Raw genomic sequence first — 11,815 nt, 5'->3', positions numbered from 1 at the left:
GAGGCCGAGTCGTTGGTGTGCAAGGTGCTGAACACCAGGTGGCCGGTGAGCGCCGCCTGGATCGCCATCTCGGCGGTTTCGAAATCGCGGATTTCACCGACCATGATGATGTCCGGGTCTTGCCGCATCAGCGCACGCAGGCCTTCGCTGAGCGACTGCTTGCGCAGCTTGGAGATGTCGGGCGTGGGGTGGATGCACGCCATCGCGCCGTCGGTCACGCTCAGCAACTCATACAAACCGGCGCGGCCCCGGTAGCCCGTCATGCGGCACTCCAGGCAGCCCACGGGCTTGTAGGGTTTGACCTTGCCGTTGATGCGCCAGGGTTTGATCACCTCGTCGATGGTCTCGGCGCTGGTCACCTCATCGGGTTGTTTGCAGTTGGCGCACAAGGTGCGCACCAGCCGCTGCGCCAGCACGCCGATCACGGTAGCGCCGATGAGGTAAGGCGGCACGCCCAGGTCCGCCAGGCGCGTGATGGCCGAGGCCGAGTCGTTGGTGTGCAAGGTGCTGAACACCAGGTGGCCGGTGAGCGCCGCCTGGATCGCCATCTCGGCGGTTTCGAGATCGCGGATTTCACCGACCATGATGATGTCCGGGTCTTGCCGCATCAGCGCACGCAGGCCTTCGGCAAAGCCGAGGTCGATGGCCGATTGCACCTGCGTCTGGTTGAACGCCGGCTGGATCATTTCGATCGGGTCTTCGATGGTGCAGACATTCACCTCGTCGGTGGCCAGGCGGCGCAGCGTGGAGTAGAGCGTGGTGGTCTTGCCCGAACCGGTGGGGCCCGTCACGAGAATGATGCCGTGCGCTCGCGACACCAGCGACTCCCAGCGCTGCGCGTCGTGGCTGCCGAAGCCGAGCGCATCGAGCTGCTTGACGGTGGTGTCGGGGTCGAAGATGCGCATCACCATCTTTTCGCCAAACGCGGTGGGCAGGGTCGACAGGCGCATTTCGACCTCATCGCCGGCCGGGTTGCGCGTCTTGATGCGGCCGTCGAGCGGGCGGCGTTTTTCAACCACGTCCATGCGGCCGAGCAGCTTCACGCGCGCGATCATCGCGTTCATCACACCCGGCGGCACCTGGTAGACGGTGTGCATCACGCCGTCGATGCGAAAGCGGATCACGGAAAGATCGCGCCGCGGCTCGAGGTGGATGTCGCTCGCGCGCTGGTCGAAGGCGTATTGCCACAGCCAGTCGACCACCTGCACGACACCCTGGTCGTTGGCGTCGAGCTGCTTGTTGCTGCGCCCGAGCTCAACGAGCTGTTCGAAGCTCGCGGTGGCCGCCATTTCGCCGGTCTTGATCGCGTTGCGCACCGAGCGCTGCAGCGTGTAGAACTCGGTGGTGAAGCGCACCACGTCGATCGGGTTGCACACCACCAGCTTCAGCGCCTTGCGGGTGTGGGCCTCGATCTCTGGCACCCAGCCCAGGTCGAACGGCTCGCTGGTGGCCACCGTCACTTCATTGAGGCCGAATTGCAGCGGCAGCGAGCGGCGGCGCTCGGCGTAGGTGATCGACATGACGTCGGCCACACGGCCCACGTCGACCTTCAGCGGGTCGATGCGCAGATACGGCATACCGCAGTGGCCGGCCAGCCACTCGGTGAGCATCTCGATGTCGAGCGGCTTGCCGCTCTTGGCGTTCATCAGCTCGGCGTTGGCCAAGCGCACCAGCGGGTGCTGCACGCTCTGGCCCGCGGCAAACCGGTGTGAGGTCTGCTCGTACATGGCCGCGCTGATGATGCCGTCTTCAAGCAGCCAGCGCAGCAGGCGTTTCCATTCGAGCCGACCCGCCGGGTGGGTGGTGGGCTTGTGAGGCTTGGAGGGGGTCGCTGGGGTGGCGGCAGTGGTCATGGTGTGGACTCTGGCAATGCCCGAATCATGCGCAACCACTTGCGCGCCGGCAGGCCGAAGCGAGTTTCAATGTTTTCTGCGCGCGCAGCAAGCAGGTCGCGGTCAGGAAAAGTAAGGTTCTTCACCGCGATGACTACGGTATTGCCTTCCTTGGTGGGCTGCATCGAGAGCACCGCATCAGGCCCGAAGGCCGCGGCGATGCGGCTCGCGCTCTTCTCAAAACTCGCGTCGCGGCCGAACAGGTTGACCGTCATCACGCCGCCGTCGGCCAGCAGGCGCTGGCAGGCGTCGTAAAAATCCTGGTCGTCGAGCACGGGGCTGGCGGCGTCGTGGTCGTAGAGGTCGACGTTGAGCACGTCGGCGGTCTCGATGTGCGCGGGGTCGGCCACGTAATCGGCGGCGTCTTGGTTGAGCACGCTCAGGCGCTTGTCGTCAGCCGGCAGCTGAAACCACAAGCGACACGCGGTGATCACGGTCGGGTTGAGCTCGACCGCGGTGGTCTTCATGCGCAGGTTGCGGTGGCAAAAGCGCGTGATGGCCGCCGAGCCCAGGCCCAGCTGCACGGCGTGGCCCTTGCTGAGCTTGCCGCCTTCGCGGAACAGCAGCCACACCATCATGCGCTGCACGTAATCGAGCTCGATGGTGTGCGGTTTGCGCACACGCATGGCGCCTTGCACCCACGGCGTGCCCAGGTGCAGGTAGCGCACGCCTTCGAATTCAGACAAGGTGGCGGGCGCCATGTCGGCTCTCTTGTCACCTTTTTTGTCACTTTTTTTTGTCATGCCATCCCAACCGTGTTGAAGGCTTCGCGCCAGGCCGCCAGCTTGCGCTCGAAGCTCCAGGCGGCGTTGGCCGGGCTGGTCGAGGGCAGGCGCAACACCTGCACACCGAGCGTGCGGGTGAAGCGCATGGCGCGGGCCGATTCTCCGCCGTTGTGGGCGACGGCCTGCAGCTGCGGCGCGAGCCGCTTCAAACCGGCCAGGTCGTTGAACTCGGCGTCCTGGATGGCGCTGTCGAGGCTGCCCTCGCGCCGGCAATGGGCATACACGTCCCAGATGCCCAGGCCGTGTTGCAGCGCCTCACGCAGGCGTTCGCGGTACGGCAGGGCGCGCAGGTCGACACCCCAGATCGCCGACAACACCGGCCAGAACTGGTTGCGCGGGTGGGCGTAGTACTCGCCCGCCTGCAACGACGCCACGCTCGGGAAGCTGCCGAGCACGACGAGCCGCGTGCGGTTGTCAATCACCGGGCTCAGGCCCTGCAAAAGCGTGTCAGGCGGCATCAGCCGTTCAATCTGCCAAGTTGGCCAGGCGCGGCAAGGCAACGTGCGCATTGGCTGAGCACACCTGTGCGGTTTGCGCCAGCGTCCAGCCGCGCAATTCGGCCAGCGTGGCGGCAATGCGTGGCAGCTCGGCGGGCTCGTTGCGAGCCACCTCGCCGGCCGCGCGCTGCTCGACGTTGCGGTACAGCCAGTGCGGCGGAATGTCGGGTGCGTCGGTTTCGAGCACCAGCGCCTCGGCCGGCAGGTCTTGCGCGAGGCGGCGAATCTGCAGCGCACGGTCGAAGGTCATCGCGCCGCCAAAGCCCAATTTGAAACCCAGGGCGACAAAGGTGTCGGCCTGCTGCTGGCTGCCGTTGAACGCATGGGCAATGCCGCTGACCGGAATGCGCCGCAGGTGCTTGAGCAGGTCATCGGCGGAACGCCTCACATGCAGGATCACAGGCAGGCCCGCCGCGCGCGCGAGCTTGAGTTGTTCGACATAAAAGTGCTCCCCCTTGGCCTGGTCCAGACCCGGCACGAAGTTGTCGAGGCCGATCTCGCCCACCGCCACCAGGCGCGGGTCGTCCCGGTGCTCGGCCAGGGCATCACGCAGTGCGGCGAGGTCGCTTTCTGCGGCATCGTTCACACACAAAGGGTGGATGCCCAGCGCATAAGCCACGCCGTGCTCATGGGCTAAGGCGCGCACCGTATTGAAGTTGTTGCGCGCGACGGCGGGCAGCACCAGTTGCTGGACACCGACAGCGCGTGCGCGAGAAACCACGACCTTGCGGTCGGCTTCGAACTCGGCGGCGTCGAGGTGGCAGTGGGTGTCGATCCAGGTCATGCGCCATCATGCCCTGGCCGTGCACAAAGGCGGCCTCCGTGATACGGTGTGTGTGTCGTCGGCAGGCATTCCCCGGCCGGCGCCAGGTTCCACGTGAACACCCGTGTGTGGAGGTGGCAGGCATGAGGAAGGCTCCGCTTTACAGCCGTTCGCCGCGACAGGCCGCAGCACCCCCGCCTGCCGCCGATGCAGCGCCACCACCACGCGCCGTCACCCAGCCGCAGCGCAGCTCGCGACGCGAACGCCTGGCCTGGATGGCAGTGAGCTTGTTGTTGATGGCGGTGGTCGCCTTGACGGCGCGCAGCGTCATGCCGGCGCAGCAAGTCCTGACCCAGCAACACATCGATGCCGCGGTGCGCCGCGCGCTTGAAAAAGACCCTTTGCCGTCGGCCTATGCCAGAGCCTATGGCGCCATCGCGCCATCGATCGTGCTGGTCGAAGGCGACAGCGAAGTCGACGACTTCCCCAGCCCACCGCCCGGCAAAGCCAAGAAAAAGCCCGGCGCCGAAGACGACTCACCCACTCGCAGCAAACACGCCACCGGCACCGGTGTCGTGATCGTCGACAACGGCACCATCCTCACCAACCTGCATGTGGTCGCCGGCTCCAAGCGGCTGAAGGTCACCTTCGCCGACGGCAGCGAGTCCGAGGCGGCCATCGTCGGTGTGCAGCCCGAGCACGACCTGGCGGTGCTGCGCGCTCGCGTGATCCCAGACGATCTGGTGGCCGCCACCATGCGCTCCACCAGCGACCTGCAGCCGGGCGACGAAGTCATCGCCGTGGGCTACCCGTTCGGCATCGGGCCTTCGGTGTCGGGCGGCGTGGTCTCGGGGTTGAAGCGAGAGTTCCGCTCGCCGCAGGGTGCACGCAAGCTGACCAACCTGATCCAGTTCGACGCTGCCGCCAACCCCGGCAACTCGGGTGGCCCGCTGGTCACCATGGACGGCAGCGTGGTCGGCATCGTCACGGCCATCCTCAACCCGTCGGAGCAGCGCACCTTCATCGGCATCGGTTTTGCTGTCCCCATCGAAAACGCGGCCGCTGCGGCAGGCATGCCACCGTTCTGATCGAAAGCACTCATGAGCAAACCAGAATCGCACCCGACGGCCACGCTGATGGAGCAGATCCTCTATGAGGTGAAGCGTGTCGTTGTCGGGCAAGACCGCTTTCTCGAGCGTGTGATGGTGGCCATGCTGGCGCAGGGTCACCTGCTGGTCGAAGGAGTGCCGGGCCTGGCCAAGACCATCACCATCAAGACACTGGCCACCACCTTGCGCGGCAGCTTCAAACGCATCCAGTTCACGCCCGACCTGGTGCCGGCCGACCTGGTGGGCACGCGCATCTACAACCAGAAGACGGGCGAGTTCGCCACCTCGCTCGGCCCGGTGTTTGCCAACCTGCTGCTGGCCGACGAAATCAACCGCGCGCCGGCCAAGGTGCAGAGCGCGCTGCTGGAGGTGATGCAGGAGCGCCAGGTCACCATCGCCGGTGAAACGCACAAGGTGCCCGCGCCGTTTCTGGTGATGGCCACGCAGAACCCGATCGAGACCGAAGGCACCTACCCGCTGCCCGAGGCGCAGGTCGACCGCTTCATGATGAAGGTGCTGGTCGACTACCCGAGCGAAGAAGAAGAGTTCGTGATCGTCGAGCGCGTGACCGGCGACCCGGTCACGGTGTCGGCCATCGCCAGCACCGCCCAGCTGGCCGAGTTGCAGCACGAGTGCCGCAAGGTGTATGTCGACCCCTCGCTGGTGCAATACGCCGTCAAGCTGGTGGGCGCCACACGCACACCGGCCAAACACGGGCTGCCCGACCTGGCCAAGTACATCAACTTCGGCGCCAGCCCGCGCGCCACCATCGGCCTGATCGAAGGCGCCAAGGCCATGGCCATGCTGCGTGGCCGCAGCTACGCGCTGCCCGAAGACGTGATGGACCTGGTGAGCGACGTGCTGCGCCACCGCCTGGTGCTGAGCTACGAAGCGCTGGCCGACGGGCTGACCGCCGACCAGATCATCCTCAAGATCGTGCAAAAGATCCCCAAGCCCGACAAGCCGATGGCCCATGAACGACACAACGCCTGACGCCATCCTGCGCCGCCTCGAATGGACGGTGATTCGCCGTCTTGACGGGCTTCTGCAGGGCGATTACCGTACGCTGTTTCGCGGCGCGGGGCTCGACTTGGCCGACCTGCGCGAGTACCAGCACCACGACGACGTGCGCCACATCGACTGGAACGTGACCGCCCGTTTGCAGCAACCTTACGTGCGCCAGTTCACCGAAGACCGCGAGCTCACCGCGTGGTTCCTGCTCGACCTCTCGGGCAGCGTCGACTTTGGCTCCGAGCGCAGCAAGCGCAGTGTGTCGACCGAGTTCGTCGCCGTGCTGGCGCGCCTGCTCACCCGCCACGGCAACCGCGTGGGCGCCATGTTGTATGGCAACGCGCTCGATGAGGTGCTGCCCGCGCGCAACGGCCGCACCCACGTGCTGCACCTGATGCAACGCATGCTCACACACACCACGCCGCAGGCCAAGGCGCAGACGCAGCTGCAAGACCTGCTGCAACGCGCTGCGCCGCTGATCCCGCGCCGCTCCACCGTGTTCGTCGTGTCCGACTTCATCAGCTCGCCCGGCTGGGGCAATGCCCTCGCGCAGCTTGCGCAACGCCACGAGGTGCTGGCCGTGCGTTTGTACGACCCATTCGAGATGGCCCTGCCCGATATCGGCATGGTGACCATGCAAGATGCTGAAACGGGCGAGCAACTGCTGGTCGACACCCACGACCCGGGCTTTCGCGCGCGTTTTGCAAAAGCCGCCGATCAGCAGGAGGCCGAGTTGCGCACCGCGCTAACACGCGCGGGCGTCGACGCGCTGGAACTGTCGACCCAAGACGACCTGGTCAACACCCTGATGCGTTTTGTCGAGTTGCGCCGCCAGCGCAGCCGGTTGGCCGCGGGCGGCGGCATGCCGGGTCACCTGAAACCCCTGCCGACGGAGGATCGACATGAGCTTCGTGTGGCCTGACTTCCTCTGGGCGCTGCTCGCGCTGCCGCTGCTGGTGCTGCTGTACTGGTGGCTGCTGCATCGGCGCAAGAAGACGACGCTGCGTTTTGCCAGCCTGTCCATCGTCAAACAAGCCATGGGCAAAGGCCCGGGCTGGCGTCGCCATGTGCCGCCGGCCTTGATGCTGCTCGCGCTGGCCACGCTGTTGCTCGCCAGCGCCCGGCCGACCGCCGTGATCACGCTGCCGCTGCAGCAGGAAACCATCATCCTCGCGATCGACGTGTCGGGCAGCATGCGCGCGGCCGATGTGTTGCCCAACCGCATGGTCGCCGCGCAAGAAGCGGCCAAGGCCTTCCTGGCCGACCTGCCGCGCAACGTGCGGGTGGGCGTGGTGTCATTCGCCGGCACTGCGGCGGTGGTGCAGCCGCCCACCCAAAACCGCGAAGACACCGTGGCCGCGATCGATCGCTTTCAGATGCAGCGGGGCACCGCCATCGGCAGCGGCATCGTGCTGTCGCTGGCGACCATCTTCCCCGAGGCCGGCATCGACCTCTCGCAGATCACCGGCCAGCGCAACATGCCGCTCGGCCCCGGCGACAAACCGCCAAAGGAGTTCACACCGGTGCAACCCGGTTCTTTCAGTTCGGCCGCGATCGTGTTGCTGACCGACGGCCAGCGCACCACCGGCCCCGACCCGATCGACGCGGCCAAGATGGCCGCCGACCGCGGCGTGAAGATCTATTCGGTGGGCATCGGCACCAAGGAAGGCGAAACCATCGGCTTCGAAGGCTGGTCGATGCGCGTGCGGCTGGACGAAGACACGCTGAAGAACGTGGCCAACCTGACGCGCGGCGAATACTTTTACGCCGGCACCGCCGAGGACCTGAAGAAGGTCTACCAGTCGCTCAGCTCGCGCCTCATCGTCGAGAAAAAAGAAACCGAGATCACCGCCCTCTTCGCCGCCGTGGCGGCGGCCCTGGTGGTGCTGGCCGCAGGGCTCTCGGTGTGGTGGTTCGGCCGGGTGGCCTGAGGCACCCACAAGAGCCTCGTTGCAGTGCGCGGATGCGCTGTCTTGGTGCACATGAACCCGCCGCAAGCCCGACACTGCTGGCACGGCATCTGCTTCATTTGGCGAGAGAGGGCGATTCGTTCGCTCTTCATGGTGGCTAGGGTTCCGGTTGCGACGTGCTCGCAATGGCTGGTCCGAGAGCTGCCGGCCGCAGGCCCTTCGGGCCCCGGCTCCACGGAGGGACAAAAGCCCGGGAGGTGTTGCTTCGCTCGAAGCGCCCTCTCTGCGTGCTTGCCCCAAAACCTTCGAACCGTGGAGCTCCTATGCCATCTCTTGTTGCTTCTTCGTCGCTGAAACATCTCGCGCGCTGCTTCGGCGCCGTTGCCTTGGCCACCGCCCTGCTGGCGCCCCGCCTGGCGCAAGCCGAGATCAAGGTCGGCGTGTCCGACTGGCCGGGCTGGGTGGCCTGGTACGTGGCCGAGCAGAAAGGCATGTTCAAGAAGCACGGCGCCGACGTGAAGCTGGTCTGGTTTGCCAACTACACCGACTCGATCTCGGCGCTGTCGTCGGGCCAGCTCGACGCCAACTCGCAGACCTGGTCTGACACCCTGGGCCCGCTCGCCAAGGGCATCCCGATCAAGGCGGTGCTGGTCAACGACAACTCGGCCGGCAACGACGCGCTGATGGTCAGCCCCAAGATCAAGGACTTCAAGGCGCTCAAGGGCAAGAGCGTGGCGCTGGAGCAGTACAGCGTGTCGCACTTCGTGCTGGCCACCGCCCTCACGAAGAACGGCATGAAGCCGAGCGACGTGAAGATCGTCAACCTGCCCGCGGGTGATGCGGCCGCCGCCTTCCTCGCGGGGCGAGTGGACGCCGCCGTGGTGTGGAACCCGTGGGTCAACCAGATCCAGCAAAGTGGCAAGGGCCGCGCGCTCTTCACCTCGAAAGACATGCCGGGCCTGGTGCCCGACCTGCTGGTCGCACAAGACAAGGCCATCAAGGACAAGCGCAAGGACCTGGTCGGCATGATCAAGGCCTGGTTCGAGGCCGAGGCGTTCATCCGCAGCAAGCCCGACGAAGCCGCGCAGATCATGGCCAAGGTGGTGAGCATGAAGCCCGACGAGTACAAGGTCTTCTTGCCCGGAACCGCCTTCTTCGACGCCGCCGCCAACAAGGCCGCGTTCGATGCCAAGAACGCCAAGTCGCTGGTTGCCGTGGCCCCCACCATCGCCAGCTTCCTCAACGAACACAAGCTGATCGAAGGCACCGCCGACGCCGCCAAGGGTGTGGACGCCACACTGCTGCAAGACGCGCTGAAGTGAGCCGCCGATGTGGCTGATCCGCCAGGCGATCTCGCGTCGCCTGTACCTTGCGCTCGCGCTCACCGGGCTGGTGGTGCCGCTCGCGGCCTGGGCGTTGCTCGCGGCCAGCGGCAGCGTCAACCCGGTGTTCATGCCCTCGCCGCAAAAGGTACTGGCGCGCATCGCCTCGTGGTGGGCTGAAGACGGCCTGCTCGGCGACGCCGCCATCAGCGTGATGCGCGTGGTGGCGGGTTGGGCGCTGTCGGCGGTGATCGCGTTGCCGCTGGGTGTGTTCATCGGCAGCTGGCGTGCAGTGCAGGCGCTGCTGGAGCCGCTGACCGACTTCGTGCGCTACATGCCGGCGGTGGCCTTCGTGCCGCTGGTCATGCTGTGGGTGGGCATCGACGAAGGCGCCAAGATCGCCATCATCTTTCTCGGCACTTTCTTCCAGATGGTGCTGATGGTGGCTGAAGACGTGCGCCGTGTGCCCATGGCGCAGATCGAAGCGGCGCAGACCATGGGCGCGACCCGCTCGGAGATCTTGCAGAAGGTGATCGTGCCTTCGGCCAAGCCCGCGCTGCTCGACACGCTGCGCGTGACCATGGGTTCTGCCTGGACCTTTCTCGTGGTCGCCGAGCTGGTGGCGGCCAACTCGGGCCTGGGCTTTTCGATCCTGAAAGCGCAGCGCTTCTTGCAAACCGACAAGATCTTCGCCGGCATCTTGCTGATCGGCCTGATCGGCTTGGCCATCGACCAGGCGTTCCGGTTCGCGCACAAACGCGCGTTCCCGTGGTTGTATGGGAGGCACTGAGATGAGCCCTGCCTTGATTGAATGCCGCGCAGTCGGCAAGACCTACGCCGGTGCCAGCACGCAGGCCCTTGTCGACGTGAACCTCGATGTGGCTGCCAACGAGTTCGTCACCTTGGTTGGCGCCTCGGGCTGCGGCAAGTCCACGCTGCTGCGCACGCTGGCGGGACTGGAGGCGCACGACCGTGGCGAGCTGCGGGTGAACGGTGCACCCATCGTCGGCCCGGGGCCGGACCGCGCCATGGTGTTCCAGCACTACAGCCTCTACCCCTGGCTGACGGTGATCGACAACATCAAGTTCGTGCGCCAGCTCAAGGTGCACACCGAAGGCCGCAGCAGCGCCGACGTGGAGGCCGCCTCCGGCCGCGCCGATGCGCTGCTCAACCTGATGGGCCTGTCGGCGGTGGCCCACGCTTACCCGAACCAGCTGTCGGGCGGCATGCAGCAACGGGTGGCGATCGCGCGCGCGTTTTTGAGCCGCCCGCCGATCCTGCTGATGGACGAACCCTTCGGTGCGCTCGACGCACAAACGCGCGAGGTGATGCACGACCTGATCGCCCACGTGCACCGGCAAGAGCGCAGCACCATCGTCTTCGTCACCCACGACGTGGAAGAAGCGCTTTACCTCGGCCACCGCGTGGTGCTGATGGCGCCACGGCCGGGGCGCATCGACACCGTCTACGACGTGCCCTTGCCGCACAAGCGCACGCAAGACATGCGCTTGTGCGCTGAGTTCCTGCAGCTCAAGCGCCAGGTGCTGGAGCGCATTCGCGAAACCTCGGGCATGAAGACCGACCTCGACCTGCTCGAAAAGCTCAGCCAGCAGGCGAACTGACACGGAGAGACACACGTATGGAAAGCTTCACCACCATCCCGCCCAACCCGCCCGCCACCGAACCCGTCGATGCGCCCGCGCTGCAGCGCTTCGCACCCGACTTGCCCGCTGACCACCTGATGTGGTCCGACACCCTGCCCGGCGGCGGCCACTGGTCCTACCTGATGCCGCGCGGCAGCAGCCTGCGCCTGGTCGCGCTCGGCGAAGGCGCCAACCTGAGCGCGCTGCTCTACGCCGCGCGCAACCCGCTCGAGCGCTACAACCTGCCTGACACGGTGAAGGCGCTGCACACCGCGCACTACACGCGCGGCCACGTGCTGATGAGCGACATGGGCCGCGCCCTGGCCTCGATCACGCGCGACGATGTGGGCTGGCACGACCCCTTCGGTGCCCTGCTCGACGACGCGGCCATGGAGGCCAAGTACGGCACACACCGCTACGCGCAGCACCGCAACGCCATGCACCGCTCGGGCAAGACCGGCTTGCTGATCGAGATCGGCAAACACGGCCTGGGCCGGCGCGACCTCATCGCACCGGTCAACTTCTTCACCAAGCTGACGGTCGACGAGGAAGGCCGTTTCCACTTCGCGCCCGGCCACGCCAAGGCCGGCGCCACGGTCGAGCTGCGCTTTGAGATGGACGTGTTGCTGGCGCTCAGCAGCGCACCGCACCCGCTGAACCCCTCGCCCGACTACGCCCCCGCCGCCATCGGCCTGGCCGCCTGGCGCAGCGGCCCGGCGCCGCCCGACGACTACTGCCGCAACTTCCGCCCCGAGAACGCACGCGCGCTGCACAACGCCGAGATGCTGGCCCTTTGATGGAGACCCGATTCATGACCGCGATGCAACTCAAGGAAAGCGCCTTGGCACCGGCCCGCGCCACCGCCCGCCACACCGTGGCCGCT

12 protein-coding genes and 1 riboswitch are annotated in these 11,815 nt (G+C 66.4%); of the genes, 8 read left to right on the top strand and 4 right to left on the bottom strand.

Features of this window, described 5'->3' with window-relative positions; genetic code table 11:
* The 4 genes from RMO40_RS13170 to RMO40_RS13155 form a co-directional block, all read right to left on the bottom strand.
* Positions 1-1,853, bottom strand: a 1,853-nt coding sequence (locus tag RMO40_RS13170) for an ATPase, T2SS/T4P/T4SS family (RefSeq protein WP_309721820.1), incomplete at its 3' end; no start/stop codon positions are given.
* Positions 1,850-2,593 (bottom strand): spermine/spermidine synthase domain-containing protein, encoded by a 744-nt coding sequence (locus tag RMO40_RS13165; RefSeq protein WP_309721816.1) that lies wholly within the window; start codon positions 2,591-2,593, stop codon positions 1,850-1,852. The genes RMO40_RS13170 and RMO40_RS13165, both read right to left, overlap by 4 nt.
* 38 nt (positions 2,594-2,631) lie before the next feature.
* A complete protein-coding gene (locus tag RMO40_RS13160) occupies positions 2,632-3,135 on the bottom strand; it encodes a DNA-deoxyinosine glycosylase (RefSeq protein ID WP_309721813.1) in 504 nt (167 codons plus the stop codon).
* A gap of 7 nt (positions 3,136-3,142) precedes the next feature.
* On the bottom strand, positions 3,143-3,958 hold the full coding sequence (locus RMO40_RS13155) for a TatD family hydrolase (RefSeq protein ID WP_309721810.1): 816 nt from the start codon (positions 3,956-3,958) through the stop codon (positions 3,143-3,145).
* Positions 3,959-4,080: 122 nt separating this feature from the next.
* On the opposite strand from RMO40_RS13155, the gene RMO40_RS13150 reads away from it, so the two are divergent.
* The 8 genes from RMO40_RS13150 (at position 4,081) to RMO40_RS13115 (ending at position 11,729) form a co-directional block, all read left to right on the top strand.
* Positions 4,081-5,025 carry a trypsin-like peptidase domain-containing protein gene (locus tag RMO40_RS13150; protein WP_309721807.1) on the top strand — a complete coding sequence of 315 codons (945 nt, stop codon included), beginning with the start codon at positions 4,081-4,083 and terminating at the stop codon, positions 5,023-5,025.
* A gap of 12 nt (positions 5,026-5,037) precedes the next feature.
* Positions 5,038-6,039 (top strand): MoxR family ATPase, encoded by a 1,002-nt coding sequence (locus tag RMO40_RS13145; protein WP_309721804.1) that lies wholly within the window; start codon positions 5,038-5,040, stop codon positions 6,037-6,039.
* Positions 6,020-6,979 (top strand): DUF58 domain-containing protein, encoded by a 960-nt coding sequence (locus tag RMO40_RS13140; RefSeq protein ID WP_309721800.1) that lies wholly within the window; start codon positions 6,020-6,022, stop codon positions 6,977-6,979. The genes RMO40_RS13145 and RMO40_RS13140 overlap by 20 nt, the downstream gene beginning before the upstream one ends.
* On the top strand, positions 6,960-7,988 hold the full coding sequence (locus RMO40_RS13135; protein WP_309721797.1) for a VWA domain-containing protein: 1,029 nt from the start codon (positions 6,960-6,962) through the stop codon (positions 7,986-7,988). Before RMO40_RS13140 ends, RMO40_RS13135 begins: the two co-directional genes overlap by 20 nt.
* 125 nt (positions 7,989-8,113) lie before the next feature.
* Positions 8,114-8,226: riboswitch (guanidine-I (ykkC/yxkD leader) on the top strand.
* 64 nt (positions 8,227-8,290) lie between these two features.
* Positions 8,291-9,289, top strand: a complete 999-nt coding sequence (locus tag RMO40_RS13130; protein ID WP_309721793.1) for an aliphatic sulfonate ABC transporter substrate-binding protein — start codon at positions 8,291-8,293, stop codon at positions 9,287-9,289.
* A 7-nt stretch (positions 9,290-9,296) separates the two neighbouring features.
* A complete protein-coding gene (locus RMO40_RS13125) occupies positions 9,297-10,079 on the top strand; it encodes an ABC transporter permease subunit (RefSeq protein WP_309721790.1) in 783 nt (260 codons plus the stop codon).
* 1 nt (position 10,080) lies between these two features.
* Complete coding sequence (locus tag RMO40_RS13120; protein WP_309721788.1) at positions 10,081-10,911, top strand: ATP-binding cassette domain-containing protein; 831 nt, start codon at positions 10,081-10,083, stop codon at positions 10,909-10,911.
* A 119-nt stretch (positions 10,912-11,030) separates the two neighbouring features.
* A complete protein-coding gene (locus RMO40_RS13115; protein WP_309721823.1) occupies positions 11,031-11,729 on the top strand; it encodes an urea amidolyase associated protein UAAP1 in 699 nt (232 codons plus the stop codon).
* Positions 11,730-11,815 lie beyond the last annotated feature (86 nt).

Source organism: Rhizobacter sp. (assembly GCF_031412075.1).
Lineage (GTDB): Bacteria > Pseudomonadota > Gammaproteobacteria > Burkholderiales > Burkholderiaceae_C > Rhizobacter.
This window is presented reverse-complemented; position numbering and strand designations above follow the sequence as displayed.

Excerpts from the sequence above, each read along its gene's own strand:
- RMO40_RS13165 (WP_309721816.1), bottom strand. The coding sequence starts at position 2,593 with ATGGCGCCCGCCACCTTGTCTGAATTCGAAGGCGTGCGCTACCTGCAC.
- RMO40_RS13160 (WP_309721813.1), bottom strand. The coding sequence starts at position 3,135 with ATGCCGCCTGACACGCTTTTGCAGGGCCTGAGCCCGGTGATTGACAAC.
- RMO40_RS13155 (WP_309721810.1), bottom strand. The coding sequence starts at position 3,958 with ATGACCTGGATCGACACCCACTGCCACCTCGACGCCGCCGAGTTCGAA.
- RMO40_RS13150 (WP_309721807.1), top strand. The coding sequence starts at position 4,081 with ATGAGGAAGGCTCCGCTTTACAGCCGTTCGCCGCGACAGGCCGCAGCA.
- RMO40_RS13145 (WP_309721804.1), top strand. The coding sequence starts at position 5,038 with ATGAGCAAACCAGAATCGCACCCGACGGCCACGCTGATGGAGCAGATC.
- RMO40_RS13140 (WP_309721800.1), top strand. The coding sequence starts at position 6,020 with ATGAACGACACAACGCCTGACGCCATCCTGCGCCGCCTCGAATGGACG.
- RMO40_RS13135 (WP_309721797.1), top strand. The coding sequence starts at position 6,960 with ATGAGCTTCGTGTGGCCTGACTTCCTCTGGGCGCTGCTCGCGCTGCCG.
- RMO40_RS13130 (WP_309721793.1), top strand. The coding sequence starts at position 8,291 with ATGCCATCTCTTGTTGCTTCTTCGTCGCTGAAACATCTCGCGCGCTGC.
- RMO40_RS13125 (WP_309721790.1), top strand. The coding sequence starts at position 9,297 with ATGTGGCTGATCCGCCAGGCGATCTCGCGTCGCCTGTACCTTGCGCTC.
- RMO40_RS13120 (WP_309721788.1), top strand. The coding sequence starts at position 10,081 with ATGAGCCCTGCCTTGATTGAATGCCGCGCAGTCGGCAAGACCTACGCC.
- RMO40_RS13115 (WP_309721823.1), top strand. The coding sequence starts at position 11,031 with ATGTGGTCCGACACCCTGCCCGGCGGCGGCCACTGGTCCTACCTGATG.